At 42.0% G+C, this 20,804-nt stretch carries 15 protein-coding genes and 1 riboswitch; of the genes, 9 read left to right on the top strand and 6 right to left on the bottom strand.

Going from position 1 to position 20,804, the window contains the following annotated elements:
• From tolQ to QUE24_RS15205, 3 genes are read right to left on the bottom strand one after another with little or no spacing between them, the layout of a single operon-like run.
• Entirely contained in the window at positions 1-702 is a 702-nt protein-coding gene (tolQ, locus tag QUE24_RS15215; RefSeq protein WP_286304632.1) for a protein TolQ, read from the bottom strand.
• Between the two features lie 10 nt (positions 703-712).
• Positions 713-2,635, bottom strand: a complete 1,923-nt coding sequence (locus QUE24_RS15210; protein ID WP_286304631.1) for a phytase — start codon at positions 2,633-2,635, stop codon at positions 713-715.
• Positions 2,636-2,663: 28 nt separating this feature from the next.
• Positions 2,664-5,165 (bottom strand): TonB-dependent receptor, encoded by a 2,502-nt coding sequence (locus QUE24_RS15205; RefSeq protein ID WP_286304630.1) that lies wholly within the window; start codon positions 5,163-5,165, stop codon positions 2,664-2,666.
• A 372-nt stretch (positions 5,166-5,537) separates the two neighbouring features.
• On the opposite strand from QUE24_RS15205, the gene QUE24_RS15200 reads away from it, so the two are divergent.
• The 8 genes from QUE24_RS15200 to QUE24_RS15165 all read left to right on the top strand — a co-directional run bounded on the left by QUE24_RS15200 (position 5,538) and on the right by QUE24_RS15165 (position 15,635).
• On the top strand, positions 5,538-6,452 hold the full coding sequence (locus QUE24_RS15200) for a GGDEF domain-containing protein (RefSeq protein ID WP_286304629.1): 915 nt from the start codon (positions 5,538-5,540) through the stop codon (positions 6,450-6,452).
• Between the two features lie 3 nt (positions 6,453-6,455).
• Complete coding sequence (locus tag QUE24_RS15195) at positions 6,456-7,487, top strand: AraC family transcriptional regulator (RefSeq protein ID WP_286304628.1); 1,032 nt, start codon at positions 6,456-6,458, stop codon at positions 7,485-7,487.
• Positions 7,488-7,626: 139 nt separating this feature from the next.
• On the top strand, positions 7,627-7,818 hold the full coding sequence (locus tag QUE24_RS15190; RefSeq protein ID WP_286304627.1) for a hypothetical protein: 192 nt from the start codon (positions 7,627-7,629) through the stop codon (positions 7,816-7,818).
• Positions 7,819-8,021: 203 nt separating this feature from the next.
• The gene (locus tag QUE24_RS15185; protein WP_286304626.1) at positions 8,022-9,170 is read left to right on the top strand and encodes a cysteine desulfurase family protein; all 1,149 of its coding nucleotides are present in this window, start codon (positions 8,022-8,024) and stop codon (positions 9,168-9,170) included.
• An 82-nt stretch (positions 9,171-9,252) separates the two neighbouring features.
• On the top strand, positions 9,253-9,561 hold the full coding sequence (locus tag QUE24_RS15180) for an EF-hand domain-containing protein (protein ID WP_286304625.1): 309 nt from the start codon (positions 9,253-9,255) through the stop codon (positions 9,559-9,561).
• 128 nt (positions 9,562-9,689) lie between these two features.
• Positions 9,690-9,771: riboswitch (cyclic di-GMP riboswitch) on the top strand.
• An 18-nt stretch (positions 9,772-9,789) separates the two neighbouring features.
• On the top strand, positions 9,790-13,128 hold the full coding sequence (locus QUE24_RS15175; protein ID WP_286304624.1) for a beta strand repeat-containing protein: 3,339 nt from the start codon (positions 9,790-9,792) through the stop codon (positions 13,126-13,128).
• 123 nt (positions 13,129-13,251) lie between these two features.
• Positions 13,252-13,869: a response regulator transcription factor gene (locus QUE24_RS15170; protein ID WP_286304623.1), complete on the top strand. Its 618-nt coding sequence runs from the start codon at positions 13,252-13,254 to the stop codon at positions 13,867-13,869.
• Positions 13,870-14,336: 467 nt separating this feature from the next.
• Entirely contained in the window at positions 14,337-15,635 is a 1,299-nt protein-coding gene (locus QUE24_RS15165; protein WP_425541717.1) for an ATP-binding response regulator, read from the top strand.
• 6 nt (positions 15,636-15,641) lie between these two features.
• Here the strand turns inward: QUE24_RS15165 and QUE24_RS15160 are convergent, their stop codons facing one another.
• Genes QUE24_RS15160 through QUE24_RS15150 form a run of 3 tightly spaced genes read right to left on the bottom strand, consistent with a single transcriptional unit; the run spans position 15,642 to position 19,676 of the window.
• A complete protein-coding gene (locus QUE24_RS15160) occupies positions 15,642-16,472 on the bottom strand; it encodes a response regulator (RefSeq protein ID WP_286304621.1) in 831 nt (276 codons plus the stop codon).
• A gap of 43 nt (positions 16,473-16,515) precedes the next feature.
• A complete protein-coding gene (locus QUE24_RS15155; protein WP_286304620.1) occupies positions 16,516-18,375 on the bottom strand; it encodes a histidine kinase dimerization/phospho-acceptor domain-containing protein in 1,860 nt (619 codons plus the stop codon).
• Positions 18,372-19,676 (bottom strand): ABC transporter substrate-binding protein, encoded by a 1,305-nt coding sequence (locus QUE24_RS15150; RefSeq protein WP_286304619.1) that lies wholly within the window; start codon positions 19,674-19,676, stop codon positions 18,372-18,374. The genes QUE24_RS15155 and QUE24_RS15150 overlap by 4 nt, the downstream gene beginning before the upstream one ends.
• 188 nt (positions 19,677-19,864) lie before the next feature.
• Between QUE24_RS15150 and QUE24_RS15145 the strand changes: the two genes are divergently transcribed.
• Positions 19,865-20,785, top strand: a complete 921-nt coding sequence (locus QUE24_RS15145; protein ID WP_286304618.1) for a GGDEF domain-containing response regulator — start codon at positions 19,865-19,867, stop codon at positions 20,783-20,785.
• The last annotated feature ends 19 nt before the right edge of the window (positions 20,786-20,804 follow it).

The raw sequence follows: 20,804 nt of genomic DNA, 5'->3' as shown, positions 1-20,804 counted from the left end.
TCACGCTGCCTTGGCTAAAGGCGCACGGTGCATCACACGCTGTAAACGCGTGATGAACTCATTACCAAAATGATAATAAAGTGTGCTGATAGCACCAGCACGTTTACTCAGCTGGTTATAGGCAACCACTGCCGGGATCGCTGCAAATAAGCCGATTGCGGTGGCAATCAAGGCTTCAGCAATACCTGGGGCCACGGTGTTTAATGTCGCTTGTTCAACCTGGGACAGGCCAATAAATGAGTTCATAATGCCCCAGACCGTACCGAACAAGCCGATGTAGGGGCTGACTGAACCAATGGTAGCCAGGTAAGAAAGACCTTTTTCAAGTTCGGCTTCCTGCTCGCCAATATTGACCAACATGGCTCGTTCAATATTTTCCACTTTTTCATCTTCTGCCATGGTGCCGATATGCTGATATTTCTCATACTCCTGCCAGCCAGCCTGAAATATGGCTGGAATCGCTTTGTGTAAAGTCGCTTTTGTTGTTGCTTCAGGTAATGACGTCATATCCGCCGTTTGTCTGAATTGCTGTTGAAACAGCTTATTTTGTTTCTCCAGACGACTGAGTACATTTGAACGCCAAAGAATCAGATACCAGCTCACCATCGATGCCAATACCAGAATTAACATGACTATTTTGACTAATATACTGGCATCACTCACCAGCCCCCAAATGGTCATTTCATGCATTGCTGTTTCCATGATTGACTCCTTATTTACTGATGTCTGTCAGGCCAAGCTGATCAGCAATGGCTGACCATGGCACATATTTGAAGTTCTGGTTTGCCCGAGGCATACGGTTACGACCATCTTGCACAACCAACATGCCTTGCTGCCAAGATTGGCCAAGGTTGATGCTAGTCACATCAAGGCCATCTGTTTCCGACACGCCATCAATGCCTGCAGCCGTATTAAAACCAATACGAAACACACCACGGTAGGCAAAAGGAGGCAGGGCATCCAAAATCACATAACTGTTATTACCTTGACTGGATATCACTAAAAAGTTCTGCTGTTGTGTCTGATACAAACTGATGCCTTCAATATCTTCTTTGAGGTGCTCCGCAACTGGCATGACCTGTGTCATCACAGTCGGTTCATCAGCCCTGGCATCCAGTGTCCAGACCGCTCTGTTTTCTTCACCAATAAACAGTCGATCATGTTTATCATCTGCTACACAGCCTTCAGGTTGGGTAGCCACCTTGAACTGACGTACTAGTTCACCAGCGATATTGCCGTGTTTATCCTGCATCAGATACTGAAAAAAACGACCATCTTTATCATTAACAATGGTGTAGATATCACCTTGTTTATTTTTATACATACACAGACCATAAATATCCTGTGCATGGGTAGCCACTTCACCTATTTCGCTGACTTTTCTGCTGTCGGGATCGATGGCAAATACATGAAGTGAGTTGTTATCTCGGTTGCTGGCAATCGCTAAATCAACTTGTTTACCGTTGAAGTGAAAGCCGTGACGAACATCGACATTATTGAGTCTCCCCACTGCTAAAAAGGACTGTGTTTTACCATCTAGGTCGTAGACGCCCAGACCACCTTGCTTATCTGTACCCAATATCAGACTTTGTTCAGGATCACGTTGATTAACCCAGATAGCAGGATCATCGGCAGCATCACCTAAACTGGGTACAGGGTCTGTTTGTTTTAAAGGTGTAACAAGTGGTATCGCTTCTGGTGACGACGTCTTTTTATGTGGCCAAGTCAGAGTATAAGAAGCCGTGCCCATATCGTGTTTGATAATAATATCTAACTTTTCGCCATCCATTCTGGCACTGATGGCTTCAGGTTCGATCAACTGCTTTAATGGAAAGGTTGTCTCAAGCTGCCATTGTTCTTGATGTTCTACATAAACTGATAAGCTAGATGATTCAGCATCAAGGACTAATAAACCACCTGGCACAATCGTCATACCTGCAGCGCTGTCTTTTAATTGGCCAAATGGCTCAACAAGCGCAACAGGATAGCGGCTGAGGTCGGCCTCAGGATGAGCATCATAAGCCCATATGCCAACGCTTTCTTCGTTAATATAGAAACGTGAAAGAGCATCATCAACCTGGCAGTATTCACTTTCAGGTGGTGTGCTTATGTGGCGAATTAATTGAGGGAGAGCAATGGGAGAGGAGGCATCAGCCACCAGCCATTGCTCTCCTTGTCCCTGCTCACCAACCAGAAACAAGAACCCATTTTGTGTCTCATCTTGATATAGACAGACACTTTCAATTTTAAAATCAGGTTGTGGGAGATAGGTGCTAGCAACCCAATCTTGTGAAGTGTCATCAAACAATGCCACCATGGCCTGCTGTCGATCCAGATCAACGCTTGCCAATAACAGGCCTTGCTTTACCTGACGATGGTCAACGCTACCAAAGTTACCTTTAAGCAGGCTCATGGTTTTGCCATCTACAGATTCAAGTGCAATGCCTTTTTGTGTATAAGCAACAAGACGGTCAGCATGATTTATGACTGTTTTGTTAAGTAGCTGTGTTGATTCAATATGGCGGTTATGTTGATTATCAACTGCGTGTAGTGTCTTATCAGCCAATGCTGATAGCGGTAAAAAGGCCATCAGGCACGAGGCTAATAAGGTCGGTTTTAATCGTAATTTATTCATGTTATATATCTATATATTTCAATATGTTTTAGAAGTTAGTTAATGTGAAACCAAGTTTAATGCTTGGCCCATATTCTTCATATTGAGCGTTGTAAGCACTGCTGCCGGTATAGACGTAATACTCTTCATCAGTAAGATTTTTTGCTTCCAAAGTAATCTGGGCATTTTTGGTTACAAAGTAGCTGGTGCTAAAGTCGAGGAAGAGCTGTGAGTCGACATATTGATCATGTTCTTTATCATCAATACCTGCGACTTCTGATAGATAAGAAGACTTGTAGTTAGCCGATAAACGCATGCTGAGTTTGTCGTTTTCCCAACCAACCATCAAGTTGGCGACTTGGTTGGATTGACCTGGTAAATCGATATCACGTTTTTGTCCTAAACCTTCAATTTCAGCATCGGATTGACTGAATGTGGCATTTGCTCCCAGTAACAAGCCATTCCACGGGGCGGGTAGCCAACTCAGCTTTTGTGTATAGGCCAGCTCAAGACCATAGACTTTTGCTGTATCACCGTTATCAAAAGTTTCTGCCTGATCAAAGTCTGTAAACATACCTGTACCACCGAGGTCAGTGTTATAGACAAAATCAGAGATATCTTTATAGAACACATACGCCGACACCGCGCCCGCTCGTCCCATGTAATGTTCGATACCTAAGTCCAGATTTTTTGATGTCATCGGATCTAAATCTGGATTACCAAAGCTTGCTTCATCACCATCAATGGCAAATCCTGGGGCTAAGGCTTCAAATGTTGGGCGGACAACACTATTGGTCCATGCCGCACGAACCTGAGTTTTATCATCAAGGTAATAACGTAAATGTAAGCCTGGTAACCAGTTGTGGTAACTGTTTTTGCTGGAAATAGCTTCAAAGTTACCGTCTCTGATACCTGTACCTTTTGCTTTAAACTCTGTTCCCTCATAACGAAGGCCGGCGATAATCGTCCAGTCGTCGAGGTCTAAGGTATTCATGACATAGGCAGCGTTAATATCTTCATTCATCACAAAGTCATTAATTTGTGACTCTTCAGCATCCACATTGCCTGCTTTATCTAGTCGACCGATAAGACGCTCTAATGCCGAGCTACTAATACCTTGACCATATCGGTTTAGACTGTAATCCACATTACCAGCACTATAGGCAGCAAGACTGGTATCGTTGGTACCAAAGTCTTCAAAAGCCCAGGCATCAACTTCATTATCTTTTTCACGGCGTGATAACTTACCGCCAAATTTCAATTGCGAAGCGTAACCTTGAATATCAAAGTCTCTGGCAAGATCAATTTTGATATTCTTTTCGGTATCGGTAGTTTTTTGTTCTTCCCATTCCACTTCATCAAGTTCAAAGCTGGCTGGGTCGTAATAATCTGATCCGGCATTTAATCTCGGTTTTGAGGTGCCGCTGTAGCTGACATTATCGAAATCACCAACAAACTTGGCACCAGCAAGATGACCTGGCGTGTCTTCACTGGCACGGCTATATCCAATCTGACCATCAATCTTCCATAAACCGATAGTTTTCTCACCACCGAATACATAAGACTGAATTTCTTGGGTCTCTTCACGATCTTTTAATTCACGGAAACCTTCAGCGTCATCGCCTGATTCATTTGGGAGTAGGGGATCGGCAAATTCAATACCAGCCGCGTTACGGGTTTCCGTATCTGTAAAACGACTGAATAAAGTACGCAGGTAGTAACTGGTATTGACGTCGGCTTTGTAATCAAAATTGACCCCTAAACCCAGACGCTCACGTGAAATTTCGTAATCACGTTGTTCCAGTTCCTCGAGACGCGGTTGACTACCATCGAAATCCCAGGCGCCACCGGTTTCAACATTATCTGAACCAAAGTCCCGTTTTTGCCAACTCAAGGCCGCGGCCACACCAAAGTTATCGACCCCATCGCCAATACTGAAAATATTACTGACTGCACCTGAGCCTTTAGGGCTGATTTGGTCAGTATTATCATCAAAACTACCTTCTGTTGAGAGCGTATAGAACAGGCCATCATGATCAAAGGCTGACAGACTTCTGACATTGATGGTGCCGCCCAGCGAGTTCGCATCCATATCAGGGGTTAATGTTTTTACCACTGAAAGAGATTGCACCAACTCACTCGGCAAAACATCCAGTGCAACAGCCCGGGTATCACTCTCAGGTGAGGGCACATTAGTACCATTGATAGTAACGGCATTCAGTTCAGGAGCCAGTCCACGAACAGTAACAAAACGTCCTTCACCCTGATCGTTTGCCACAGACACACCCGGTAAACGCTGTAATGCTTCAGCAGCGTTATCATCGGGTAACTGGCCAATGCCATCCGCATGCACCACACTCTCAATACTATTTGAGTTGCGTTGTTCAGTGAGTGCTTTGTCAATCTGTACTGCCTGTCCAATCACGCGAACAGTTTCCAGATTGAGGTCATCCTCAGCTTGGACGCCATTACTGATAAAACTACTTATCCCGAGAGCAATCAGACTTAACTTAAAACTGGGTCGCTCTAACATCAGGTTTGTCTTTTTCATAAATATCCTTGTCGTCATAGTGGTTCGATGGCGGCAAGTGTAGGTAGGCTAAATGACAGTTAGATGACAGAAAAATTTAAAAGCATTTAAAAACAATAAGATAGATTAGTGGTGACCGTATATTTGAGCTGAAATGACCATGACGAAGTTAAAAATGTTGAGTTGGAAATAAGCCTATCCCACCTAGCTTAATTCTTTAAAAACAACGTCATATGACTATTTGCTGCACGGTTTAAACATCAAAAAAATGAAGAAATGGTCATTTTTTTGTGAGCTAAATTGACTGCATGTGATGTCACAACACTGTCATTTTTTTAGCGTAGTGTCGCCAACATTCAATGTTTCTAGCTGATATTTAGTGCACTTAAATCAATGAAAAAACGACCGTTTTTACAGACTTCTTATTTTTATGGCTTGGCGACAGCTATTGTTTCCGGGACCCTCATTTTACGAGCAAGGGGTGACGTAAAGCCGATAAGCGAGGTGAACTGGTTGGATGTTATGTCAGAGGGCGGCATGGTCATCCTAGCCTTTTTCTGGTTGGCCTTATTACTTCGGAGTCGACCTGCAGGCAGAGTAACGCGGCTGTTGGCATTTGGTTTATGCGCCATTGTTTTTTCCTGGTCGATGGACTTTATGGATGAGTTCATTCGTATGCCATCAACCTTAATCTGGCACAACTGGCTTGAAAGTATGCCGATACCTATTGCCTTAATATTATTAAGTATTGGTATCTATCATTGGCATCAGGAAGAAATTGCTATCAGTGCTCAAATGGTAAAACGTGAACGGTATTTTCGCGAGCACCGTTTGTTTGACAAGCTTATGCCTGTTGGCGGCGGCGCTTATTTAAAAAAACAGCTCAAGCTATCCTTGGCAGAGAGTAAAAAGAATCAGCAACCATTGGCGCTCATCGCCATTGATCTTGATGATTTCAATGTGATTAATCGTTTGTATGGCATAAAAGAGGGCGATCACATCCTCCAGCTGGTCTGTCAGCTATTACTGTTAAACCTGCGTGATAAGGATTTGATCTGTCGCTTGGCTGGCGACCGTTTCGTCATCCTCTTACACGACACCGATGAGGCTGAGGCAAAACAGCTGAGTCAGGATCTGCAACATGCGGTAGCCAGTTTTGCTTACCGTACGCAGGAGTCACAGCAGCGTGTCTATTTAACAGCAACGACCGCCATTACCATGGCAAAAAGGGATGATTCTGATTCGTTAATTAAACGATTAAATCAACTTCTTAGCCAGCGTAAACAAACAGCTGCACCTGTCATCTGAACCATGGCAAAGCTGGTAAAAACGCTGGGATATGAGCTAGATACCCCCTGTATCACACCTCATTATCAGCCCGCTGTATTAGTCGAATTGGCACTGTCACGTGATGTGTCTGAGTATCATCTACTGAAAGGAACGCGTTTACAGCTTGGTGATTTTGAGCAGGCTGAAGAGCGCATTAGTCCTGACCAATATCTGACGTTAATCAAAAACTGTCAGAAACTAACGGATGCTGATGATATAAGCTTTTTATATGGTCAGCGTTTATTTCCTGGATTTTATGGTTCTGTGAGTCAAGCTTTACAGCAAGCGAATAACTTACGTCAGGCAATAACGATTCTTTGTGAATATCATGCCATTTTGTCGCCACTATTCACGCCCCGATATTATGAAAATGATGATGAGCTATTTTTGTATTGGGTTGACAGTACTGGGAGCATAGAACAACACAGATTTATTATTGAGTCTTACATGTCCGCTTTTGTGTCGATGGTGGCGTGGTTAGCTGGTGAAAAAATGCCTTGGCAGTTTGAATTTAGCTACGATGAACCTGAATACGTTGAACAATATTGGGTCAACTTTGGACAAGCTATTCGCTTTAATCAACAGATGAACCGAATACGCCTACCCAGATACTGTTTAGATACACCTTGGCCGAATGCATCTAAGTTTGGCATGCAGGGCGCCTTAAAAGAGAGTGACAAGCAACTCTCTGAAGAATACAGCCCGTATAGTTTTCTTGATCAAATATACAGCTACCTTCAGTCACATATAGACGAACCGCTTAATTTGGATAAAGTGTCATTTTCATTTGGCCTCAGCCCGGCCTCCATGAAACGAAAGCTCAAAAAGCATCAAACCAGCTTTCAACAACAATTAGATTTGGTCAGAAAACATACCGCTATTTATTTGTATGAGGTTAAACAGATGAATAGCCAGGAAATAGCCGAGTACCTCTGTTTTAATGACATGAATAATTTTCGACGAGCCTTTAAGCGTTGGACTGGAAGCTCGCCTTATCATTTATTTGCACAATAATTTGAAGTAGCTAACACATTTTGTTTTATTACTTAATTACTTAAGCCTTCCTTAATCTCGTTCAGCAAAAATTCAGTATCCAGGGTCTATAACTGAACTGTAGCTAATCATTAGCTCAGTCAATTTAAGGAGTCATCCTATGAACAGATTAAATACCTTTCTCTCTATTAGTGCGTTGAGTATCGCCAGCTCTGCTTCTGTCGCCGTTGCCGATAGCAAAAACGTTGATCCCAAAAATATAAATAAAATTGAAACCAGTCTGGTTGAAAGTCACAAGCTCTCTTCGAATGAAGCAAGCAACAAAGCGCATCAGGAAATAATAAAAAAATAAAATGCTAATGATCCTTCAAGCTGTTACCGATTTTACTCCTCCTCGGTAACAGCTTTTTTTGCCTGTTATCTGAGCGTCATGTTGATTTTATCAGTGCAATAAATACGTTTATGCGTAGCCAATAGCTGGTGTTTCTCGCTATCCTATGACGTCAATCTTTATATCACCCTCTGATTATCTGATATTAAAAAGTGGAGCAGTCAATGCAAACCGGTAGTTCAATTTACCTAGACTATCAGGCAACAACGCCGATAGAGCCTCGCGTTGTTAGCGCAATGGCACCCTATAACCATGAGATTTTTGCTAATCCACATTCCACTGCCCATGTTCTAGGTCAGCAGTCAGCGGCAGCGGTTGAGGCCGCACGCAGTACAATTGAAAACTGTATTAATGCCTCTTCTGAAGAAGTGATTTTTACTTCGGGTGCGACAGAGTCAAATAATCAGGCGATTGCCAGTGTGTTATTTGGCAATACAACAGATCGCCGTGACATCCTTATCAGTGAAATCGAACATAAATGTATTAAAAATGCCGCCTATTTTTATGCCGCAAAACTAGGTTACAAAGTCAAAGAAATTCCAGTCGATAGCACGGGGCTGATTGATGTAGACGCTTATCAATCATTATTGTCTGATCAGACATTGTTGGTCTGCATTATGGCGGTCAATAATGAAATTGGCACCATTCAGGATGTGAAAACTTTTGCTGAAATGGCACACGCGGCAGGCGCTCTGTTTCATTGTGATGCGGCTCAAGCACCGGAAGCGATGGATATTGACGTGAAAGACTGGAATGTCGATATGCTGAGTTTGTCTGCCCATAAAGTCTATGGTCCCAAAGGCATCGGTGCGCTTTATATTAAAAATGATCTTCAAGCCGAGTTACCGCCTTTCATTCAGGGAGGAGGGCAGCAGTTTGGAATGCGTTCAGGCACCTTGGCCACCCCACTGTGTGTTGGTTTTGCTGAAGCGATGCGTATCACCAAACAAGAAGCAAAAACTCACCGTGAACAATTAACGCATTTGAAACGTTTGTTTCTACAACAACTGGAAGCGACACATATTCCATTTAAATTGAATGGCACACAAACTCAGTGTCACCCTGGCAATATTAATGTGCAATTCATTGGTTGCGATGCGAATAAGCTATTAGAAAAACTCCAACCCAATGTCTGTGCCTCTACTGGATCAGCATGTAATAGTGAAATGGTCTTGCTTTCGCATGTATTAAAAGCGATTGGGCTGACAGATGAAGAAGCAGGATCATCTTTACGCATCAGTTTGGGACGCTTCTCAGATGAAGCACAAATTAAACACGCTGTAGCTGAGATAAAACTAGCGATAGAAAAATAATATTGATTTGTTTGGATGTAATAACCATTTCTTAACTTGGGTCGGCGTAGTCTAAAAATCCCAACAAACAAAAGAGGGATTTATGATGAAAACATTATCAACAACACTTTTCACAGCCTTAGCTGCGATGGCCATTAGCTCAGCTACATTTGCTGAACCAGTATCAACTGACGATATGGCTAAACACGATAAAAAAGGATATTTCGCTCATATCGACACCAATGGTGATGGTGTAATTACAAAAGAGGAAGCGACCGCAGCGGCATTAAAACGTTTTGAAAAATTGGATGCCAATGGTGATGGTCAAGTGACCAAAGAAGAAGCCAAAGCCGCCCATAAAAAACATAAGGGCGATAAAGGCCCATCCTGCAAAGACAAGAAAGAAAGTTAATTTCTTTTATCACACCATATTTAGAAGGGAGTCAGTGACTCCCTTTTTTATTGCTTATTTTATTTTTCTCACAAAATCATACTTTTGGCTGATAGTCGCTATACCCCCTTTCATTATGATCGACGTGTTATTTAATCGGCCAAACTTGGTGTGAATCAGGGACGGAAAGCCACAGGCCTTGTTGTTTAACAAGGTGGCTGGGTTGCACAAACGCAAGGAATCCGAGTGATGATAAATAAACAACGACAGTTTCTGTCGCTCTCAACTACGTTGCTGTGCAGCTCATTTTTACTGACACCGTCAGTTGTGCATGCTGTCACAGGACTCCACGGTACAAACACATCTCCCATCACCGTTAGCGATGGTTATATCGGCTTAGATGGATATAAAAACGCGAGTAAAATAACTATTACAGCAGGTGGCAATCTATCTAAATCGGGTGGTGGTAATAGTTTTGTCAATATGACTTCTGGCACTGTAATTAATAATGGCTTAATCGATAACCGGGGTTGGATAACCAATGAGCACTTAATCGAGAATAATGCCACCTTTGATAGTTATAGAGGCAATATTTGGAATAAAGCGGCTATCCAAAATGGCAGTAACTCCGTCTTTAAGTCTCATTACCTTGAGAATTTTAGTGGCGGTTATATCTCTACCAATGGTAGATGGGAAATGACCGGTGAGCATCGTAACGGTGGCAATATATTCATTGACCAAGATGGGGTGGTAACAAACAACGGTACATCGCTGCCTACGATAAAAAATTACGGAAAGATTACAAACGCCGGTCTATACGAAAATACGGGATTGTTTTTTAATAACAGATATGGCGAAGTTGAAAACAGAGCCTCAGGCATATTTCAGAATAATAGATTTCTTCATAATAGAATCGGTTCATCTTTTAAAAATGAAGGTGTTTTTCAAAATGACTCTAGCGTAGAAAATGAGGGTATATTCCTTAACACAGGTCAACTAAACAATACCACCAGTCATTCATTCACCACATTTTATAAATTCACGAATACAGGTTTGATTACAAATGATAGCAATTTCGTAAATAGAGCTGGCTATACTTACCTTGGTAACGAGTATAAAAAGGGAAAGCTAGAGAATACTGGCACAATAAACAACAATGCCACGATGTCCAATGAGAAGGATGCCACGTTCAATAACAACGGTGTAGTCAACAATAATAGTGGTGCTCAATTTACCAACGCTTCTGCCTTCAATAATCAAGCAAATGGTATCGTAAATAATCACGCAACTTTCAACAATCAGCAAACTGGCAGATTCGACAACGCTAATATGGCCAGTTTTGTTAATCATACAACAGCAAGTTTGAATAACAACGGCATACTCAGCAATCAGGCCGGTGGCACCTTAACCAATCACGGCATTATCAGAAATAACGAAACCGGCACACTCAACAATGCGGGTAGCTTGATTAACTCAGATAGTGGTCAATTTGCTAATGCTGGCACTTTAAATAACAACGAAAACGGGCAATTCCTCAACAGCGGTGTGTTTGCCAATGGCGGTGTGCTGAACAATAAGGGCACATTTACCTCCACTTTATATTCCACAATGGCAAATTATGGCGATATCAATAATCACGGCCAATTTATTGATCAGGGTAAATTTGTTAATAGCGCCACAGTAAATAATTACAGCCAGTTTTTGATTGATGACTATGCAGAGGTTGCTAACGTTAATACCCTCATCAATAAATCTGATGGCACCCTTAACCTGAAGGGTAAATTGCTGAATCAGAAATATTCACCCTCGAACATCACTAATGAAGGTGAGTTTAATATGAGCTATTACAGTCAGCTTGATAATGAAACCTTACTCACCAACAGTGATTCGGGCTCTTTAACGAACGATGGCACGCTGAATAACTCAGGTACCTTAGCGAATAATGGCGCCTTGATTAATAACCGACAAATAAATAATACGGCTGTATTTTCAACCAGTGGCCAGTTAACTAACTATAATTACATCAGTAATACCGGTTCGGCTGAGATGACACTGTCCAGTAGTGGCACGATGACAAACCGGGGAATGCTGTCAAATGACGCTCGGCTGATAAATTATGGTGTTATCAATAATGCGGTTAACGGCACAATCAATAACACGGAAGAGTTTTTTAACAATGGCACCTTGAATAGTGAAGGGGCAATTAACTCTGTCGGCCTTCAAAATACGGGGACTATTGCCAATTCCGGCACGCTGACAAGTTATTGGCTGCTGGATAATGAAAACACCATTACCAATACTGGCGTGATAAATAATACTGACACCAGTACCTTCAATAACTTCGCTACCGTGACAAACCTGGCTGGAGGCAATATTGTCAATACTGGCGTGTTTGTAAATAGCGGCACCTTTGAGAATGCTGGCACACTGACTAATGCCTCTGTCTTAAAAAATAAAGTCGGTGCAACGCTCAATAATACCGGCGTGCTCAATAATAACGATGAGTTCAACGTTGAGGGGGTACTGAGCAATAGCGGTCAGCTGACTAACTCAGCCTCAGGTGATCTCAATGTGGCTTCATCCGGCCAAATCAATAATAGCGGTCGATTCATTAGCGATAATAGACTCACCAATGCAGGTCGCATAACGAATAACACGGGTGCGCTTTTTAATAATACCGGGGAGTTTTATAACAACAACACATTTGCTAATGCCGGTGAGTTCAATACTCTGGCCATGGAGAATAACGGTGTCATCACTAACACCGGTGAGTTTAATAATCACTGGCTTTTGTATAATAAAAATAGCGTCTCCAATGAAGGAAAACTGACCAATGCCTCCACTGGTTCGCTATCGAATACCTCAAAGATAAGCAATAAAAGTAGCGGTAACTTCACTAACTTTGGTGAGATCAACAACCAAGCAACGATTGAGAATGCAGGTGTCTTATCCAATCAAGGGACATTAAAAAATAACGGCATTATCACCAACTCTGGTCAATTTATTACGACAGATGGCCACATTGTGTCTGGCAGTGGTGAGTTTATTCAAACGGCTGGCAGCACAACAGTAAATGGCAGCATGACCCAAAAGAGCGTCAAGATTAATGGCGGTAACTTGAACGGCCACGGCGTGATTAATAGCAATGTGTTAGTGAACGGTACCAGCTATAGCGATTATGCCAGCCTGACCCCAGGTAACTCTATCAGTAAACTGACGGTGAATGGCAATTACACCCAAGGTACATTTGTTGTAATGAATATCGAGTTTGATGGTAATAGCACGGATATATTTGCTGTAAATGGCGTGGCGACACTGGCGGGTGTGTTGAGTTTTGACTTTATCGGTTCAGAGCTTAAAGCCGGGATCTTTAATTTCATGACCTTCAGCAGCTTAGTCGGCAGTTTTGATAACATCATTCTGCCGCTGATGAGTGGCTTTGATTTTGATGTGATCTTCGGTGATACCTTTGCCAATCTGGTGATTACTGAAAGTGTCAGTGCGGTACCCGTACCGGCAGCCATTTTCTTGTTTGCACCAGCACTGCTGGGATTCATTGGTATACGTCGTCGTGTGAGCCAACGTTAAAGTCAATGTGAAACGCGAAGAAAAAGCCGTCGTTAATGACGGCTTTTTTTCATTTAAACTAGGCTGATTTTTCAAAATTATTAATAATGACCAATAACAATAATAAAAGACAGAGGCTCAGACGTGAAACTATTACTGGTTGATGACCATCAGTTATTTTTAGATGGCTTAACAGCCTTACTTAGCAAAGCCGATAGTATTGATATCATTGAAACGGTCAATAACGGCCAAGAGGCTTTTGAAAAGTTAATGTCAGGGCAATATGATGTGGCGTTGATTGATCTTCGTTTACCGATAATGGATGGTTTTGAACTGTTACAGTCTTTATCTGATTCATCCTGTCTGGTGCCGATTATTATTGTCTCAGCTTCATCCGATCCGATAGATATCGATACCGCATTTAACCTCGGTGCGATGAGTTTTATTCCTAAATCTTCTTCAGGTGAAACCATTCTTAACACGATTGAAAAGGTGATGACTGGGCAGAAAGTGTTTCCAGACAATGCTGCTTCAGATCTAAAACCTGGCGCAGAGGAGTGGGCAAGACAGCACAATATTACAAAGCGACAACTGGAAGTTTTAAGACTGATGAGGCAAGGCTTCTCTAATCAGGCGATTGCAGAACAATTATCGGTCAGCATGCCGACAGTGAAGTCACACGTTAGTGCTATTTTTCAGGCACTGGGGACACAAAGTCGTTCCGAGTCCAGTAAAAAAGCCCATCAGCTTGGTTTGGATTAATGTTTCGACTCACCAGTCAGCCAGCATCAAATGATCTGGGGCCTTATCAGCAACAGATAGATATTGAAAAAATCCTGATTGCCCACCGGAATTGCCCGGCGACACTTATTGGTAACGCGCTGGGTGCGATACCCATGACATTAGTCATGCAGAATACATCCTATGCCATGGCAGCCATTAGCTGGTTTTGTGTGTTGTATCTTTTGATTATTGTGCGGTGGTGGCACTATCAGACATTAGATACATCAACGGCACAGAGTGAAGATATTTTCAGGTACGGTAAAGTTCAGGTGTTGTTGGCGTTGCTATCTGGCAGTGTATGGGGCAGTGCTGGCATTCTGTTTTTTGACCCTGCGGCTATTTCTAATCTGGCTTTTGTCATTTTGACGTTTGTTTGTATGCTCGCTGGCAGTTTAGCGTCACTTTCAGCCAGACCTATAGCCTATGCCGCGTTTGCATTACCCGTCATGTTACCCCTCAGTGTCATTATGTTGTTGCAGGATGAGCATTTTTTCAACTGGATGGGCTTTGGTGCAATTGTCTATTTAGCTGCCACATTCGCTTTTTGTCTCAATATTTACAAAGTCATTACTCAATCACTGAGATTGCAATATGAGAATTTGGATCTCATTCGTGATCTACAGGAACAAAAAGAAGTAGCGGATAAAGCCAATCGAGATAAGTCACGTTTTCTGGCTTCAGCCAGCCATGACCTTCGCCAGCCTCTACATGCAGTTAATCTGTTTACTGAGTTGTTAAGCGAGAAGCTGACATCACCGTCACAGCAGCGAGACATAGATAATATCCAACAAGGCTTGCAATCACTCAATGAATTATTGGACGTCTTAATGGATATATCGCGTCTGGATGCTAATATCGTTCAGGCAAATAAAATCAGCTTTGATCTCGGCAGCTTGTTAGCAAAAATTGAGCCCCAGTTTCGACTTGATGCACTGAGGCATGGACTCAGTTTGGACATAGAAAAAACCAGGCATATCGTTTTTAGTGATCCTTTACTGATTGAACGCGTTATCACAAACCTGTTAGTGAATGCGGTTCGATATACAAAGCAGGGCGGGATCAGGGTTGTCGTCTCTGTGAAAGATCATAAACACATCCAGCTTCATATTAATGACACCGGCATCGGCATACCCAAAGACTCGCTTGATGATATTTTTGATGAATTTGTTCAACTGGATAACCCGGAAAGAAACAGACAAAAGGGTTTAGGTCTCGGCCTCGCCATTGTGCGCCGAATTATGGACTTACTTGAACATCACATTGAGATCGAGTCTGAAGTCAGCAAGGGGACCAACATTACCTTATCTTTGCCCTTGAGTAATGAACAAAACCTCATCCAACATCAAGAAGCTGAGCTGCCACAGCGTGTCAATATCTTGGAAGACCTGAATGTCATGGTCGTCGATAATGAAGCCAGTATTGTTAAGGCGATGACCGAACTGTTGCAAGGATGGGGTTGCACTTGTCAGGCTTATACCACGACAGAAATGGCCATTAGGGCAATAAATAACGGGGAAAAGCCAGATTTTTTACTCGTCGATTATCGAATGCCTGGTCAGTATAGTGGCTGTCGTTTTGTCTCATATATTGAAACGATAATGGGTAAAACACCGACCGTTATTATCACTGGGGATACCAGTGAAAGTGTGGTGAACGAAATTAAACAACATGACTTTCAACTTTTGCATAAACCGATTAAACCGGTTCAATTGAGAATGTTGATGGAGAAAATGCTCAAACGGTAAGACTCGCTAAAGCCATTTCTGCAATATATCCAATAAGGTATTCGGCATAATCGGTTTAGTAATATAGTCCGACATGCCTGCGGAGAGACATTTTTCTTTTACGCCTTCCATCACATCTGCTGTGAGGGCGATAACCGGGGTCGACAGATTGAACTCTCCGGCTTGACCTGAGCGAAGCTGTTGTGTGGCGGTAAAGCCATCCATGACCGGCATCATACAATCCATAAAGACAATATCGTATTGCTTCTCACGCAGTTTATTTAAAGCGACTGCACCATTTTCTGCAATATCAGCCGTCATTCCATATTTCTCGAGGATACCGCTGGCTACCATTTGATTGATTTCATCGTCTTCAACCAGAAGGACTTTACTTGATGAAAAGGTAGGTAGTGATAAAGAATCTGCTGGTGTATGGTTGCTGAGTTCGTGTTGCTCAATAAGCTGTTCTGATAATAAGCGACTCGCATTAAATAACTCTGACGCACTGATAGGTTTAATCACCGTGATATCCGACAAATCGCCTATCAGTGAATGGCTCAAATCATCTGCCAATGATGACAGCAAAATAATCTTAATATTTTTGGATTTGAGCTGTTTGAGTTTATTTTCGTTGATGTGGTTCAGCATGGCGCTATCAACCATCAGCACCACATCGGTATCTTCCTCTCGAACCGTTGTCTCAATCAGCAATAATGATGAGGTGATATGTAGATGATTCCCCCATTTAGAAAATAAGCTTTCTAAATAGGTACTTAATTTTTCATTGCTGGTGTAGGCAAAAAACTGCGTGAATTTTGTGGTCAGTACTCGAGGAGGTAAAACCTTATCTTTTTTCACCGTAATGGTGAAATAAAAATGACTGCCAGCCCCAACAGTTGAGTCAACTTCCAGTTTCCCCCAGCATGCTCACTAACTCAGCACTGATAGCTAACCCAAGACCGGTGCCGCCGGCTTTTCTGGTTGAAGCTGAATCAAGTTGGCTAAACCGCTCAAATAAATTGGTCAGCTCTTTTTCTGATATGCCGATGCCAGTATCAGTAACAGAAAAATCAAGGTTAAGGCTGTTGTCATCGACTGACTTGATATCAATCATGAGTTCGACTGAACCACTTTCGGTAAACTTAACGGCGTTAGAAAGCAGGTTAAGCAGGATTTGTCTGAGACGAATCGGATCAGAAATAATTTGTACATTCTCAATTGCATTGGCAGGGCAGAGGACTTGAAGGCCTTTATTATGTGCATTGGGTTCAACCACTCTGCCAATATCAGAAATCAGTTTTTCTAAATTAAATGCCGTCTCTTCAATAGAGAGCTTGCCAGACTCAATTTTTGAATAATCCAGAATATCATTAATAATTCGCATCAATGATTCGGCACTGATTTTAATATTGTGGGCAAACTGATGTTGTTTTTCCGTAAGCTGGGTATCGCTTAGCAGATTAATCATGCCTAGGATGCCATTCATCGGTGTTCTTATTTCATGACTCATATTCGCCAGAAACGCACTTTTTGCATCGGCGGCTGAATTCGCTTTTTTAGCCGCTAGCTCTAGTTCAACCTCCCTTAAACTTAACTCTTCGGCCAGCTCTTCTGTTTCTTTTAAGAGGCGTTTTGTTTCATCCGCACTTTGTTTAAAGAGAGTAGCCGATCGGGCTAGCTTGCCTATTTCATCATGCCGATCGATACCAGGAATAGATAAGGTTTCTCGACCAGCACTGATATCTTCAAATGTCTTACTGATATCAGAAATGGGGACCGTGATAGCGCGACTGACCCTGCCAGAAATCATGAGGGCGATGGCCATCAGAAAAAAGGAACCGATAAACGCAATAAACTTATACAGTTCCAGATTATTATTGGTGCTACTAAAAAGTGCTGTTTGTCTCTCAATGGAATAATCTTTTAATTGCACAGACAGGCTTTTTAATTCAGAGGCTTCCCCTGCAATCACCACATTAACCAGAAAAATAAAATTGCGATCTGCTTGAATCGTACGAAAGAAGGTATTTTTGATGGTATCAAGTTGATTGTTGAGATTAATGATTAATTGTCTTTCTTTTTCAGAGGTGGAAGCGAGCTCTGAATAGACAGCAATATCCGTTTTTGCTTGATTAAATGTGTCAACGAAATTTAAACGCGTTTTGTTGGTACGGCTCTGAAAGTATTGAATAATTTGATTCTGAGCAAAAGCGATGGAAGAACGAATTTCATACAATAAAATCACTTCTTCAGACTTCTTATGTTGCTTTGTCATGGTGTCGAGCATGTTATAAACAGAACTAAACTGTTGCTCCAGTTGTGTATGTAACTGCTTTAACACCATACGCTCATCATTCAATTTTGCCGTTTTCTCGTAGAGGTTCTCAAGTGAGTCGGTAAATTTGGGATAAATGGCGGCTGATTCCTCACTGGACTCCGATGAAACAGAAAGACTATGGATACTGGTTTTCAGGCTTTTTAATAATCGTTGAATATCTGTAATGGACGACTGACTATCCGTGATGCGAAACACTAATATTTTTCGATTAAGTTCAATAATATCTGCTTCGACTTCAGACATCAGCCGTGTATAAGAAATCGATTTTGTATAGTCGTTGAATAGTTTTTCAACATTTGTCAGAGAAAATAAATTCACAATGACAATAAACAAAGAAATCAACGCAAGGCTGGCGAAACCAATAAAGACACGCTTGCGTATCCCAAGCTGACTCATCAGTGTAGTTTGATGCCATTTACTCATGCTAATAAAAACTCATACCATTTCTGTAGCGAATAATCATAATTTGGCATAACCGTATTCCAGACAGCGATATTGCTTAAACGTGTGGTGTACGCTCCCCCGGTACGAATATCACCAGCCTTGACTGAAATCTTGCCATCCGTACCTTTTAGATCCGCGGTGGCCTCTTTTCCTTCATACCAGTAATCCCATTCATTTTTGTCTAATAAAGGTTTTGATCGTTCCGGATTTGAAATGTAATAACCTTGACGGGCAACATAAGCACCAGCCCAACCACTTAGCCACCAGTTCATATAATCATAAGCGGCATCTTTGACATACCCCTGGCATTCACTGGATAAACACATCACACCATGCCAGGCACGGTAACCTTCTCTGGGGGCTGCATACGTAACAGGGATACCGTCGCCATTGAGTGCAGAAACTGCTGGTGAAAACATGCTTTCCAGGTGTACCCGTCCTTGACGCATATAATCAATTGATTGAGGTACCGAATTCCAGAAACCTGCAAAGTGATGTTGTTTTTTGAAATCCAGCAAAATAGAAAAGAGGCCATCAATTTCGGTTTGCGTCATATCGCTCATATCATTGAAATTAATCAGACCTTTACTCTCTGCAGCGAGAGCCAAATCAAAAATACCGATGGTTGGTGAATTAACAATGCCCACTTTACCCCGATACTGCTCATCTAATAACCAGGACCAACTTTCCGTTTCATACGGAATGCCTTTTTTTATGGCATTTGTGTTGTAGCCAAATGAATCCACATTGTGAACATAGGGTAAAAAACTAATCTTGCCGGTGAATTCAGTTCCTAAACTGCCATCAGATTGAATATTTAAAATTTTATGTGGTGCATCACCCAAGCCTATATTAGCTTCAGGTACAATTTTCCCTGTTTTTGAGAGGGCATTGATTTCATCCCAGTAGCTTAAGCGGTCCGTATCAATGGGCTGAATTACAGATGCCTGCCAGAGCTGTCGGATACTGTCGGTCCATTGTTCATAGATATCAAAAGAGCCTGGTTGGGTTGTGGCTTTTTGAATAAGTTCAGCCTCGCCGCCTGGTTCAAAAACGATATTAATACCAAGATCAGCCATGGCTTGTTGTCTTATCTCTTCTTGTAGCGTCACGTGTGTGCCCATCACGCGTAAAGTTGGTGTTGTTCTGGCGAACACAAAAGGCGCTTTGCTTGATAAAACGGATAGGCCAGCTAATACACCAGATTTTTTTATAAAATCGCGTCTATCCCCCGAGATATTTTCTTGTGTTCGTTGGGTAGAGGCTTCTGGATTATTCATTACACTTACCTAAAGACTAAGATGTTTATTTTTACTGTATCGACACAACAGACATTGTATTGAGCAATTGATTGTCATCAGGACTTATCGTAAACGATTTACCAATAAAATGAACATCAAGGCTTGATAGTTAAGCTATAGAAGTAGAAACTTGATATCAAATCAAACTGCCATGGAAACAAGGGTACATGCACGTATTAATTGTGGACGATAATGAGATTGACTGCATCACGATCAGTAGCTTCGTGCAAAAAGCAGGGATGAATGCGTTAATAGCCAATAACGCCACTCAAGCGTTTGAAATTATCTCAAACAGAGATACCACCCCGGAAATCATTGTTGTTGACTGGATGATGCCAGAAGTCAATGGCTTGGAGTTATGTCAGAAAATCAGAGCGCTGAACTTAAGTCTCACGCCATATATCATCATGATTACCTCCAATTCTCTTGGTCAAATCGAACGAAAAGCACTAGACGTGGGGGCTGATGATTTTATTGAAAAGCCTATTCATGGTGCCGTATTTATCGCTCGGTTAAGAGTGGGTGAGCGTATTGTTAAGATGCAACAAAAGCTTTTATCACTGGCCGATACCGATGAACTGACCAGCTTATTGAATAGACGCGCTGCCATTAAGGCCTGCGAAACACATCTTGCCAGACTAGCCCGTTCTGATAAATCGACTAGTCATTGTCTTATCATCGCTGATATTGATTTTTTTAAACAGATCAATGATACCTATGGTCATCTGATTGGTGATCGCGTATTAATCGATGTATCCAACCGTATACGAAATAGTATTCGGCCTTTCGAAACCGCTGCCCGGTTTGGCGGTGAAGAATTCTTAATTTATTGTGAAGCGACCGTGGAAGAAGCCGACATTATTTTAAGAAGACTTCGTCAAGCAATTGCTTCATCCGAATATAGTTACAACAATATATCCATCAATGTGACGATGAGTTTTGGCTGTGTCGTCATCAACAAACACGATACCAAGCACACCATCAATGAATTTATAAAAAAAGCCGATGATTTATTGTATGAAGTGAAGAATGATGGGAGAAATAACTATAAATTGGCAGCTTATTCTAGTATGGAAGAAAGTGAATAAACTGATACTGAATGTAACT

Source organism: Methylophaga marina (genome assembly GCF_030296755.1).
Classification (GTDB): domain Bacteria; phylum Pseudomonadota; class Gammaproteobacteria; order Nitrosococcales; family Methylophagaceae; genus Methylophaga; species Methylophaga marina.
Note: the sequence above shows the minus strand (reverse complement) of the source record. Positions and strands in the feature narration are given on the sequence as shown.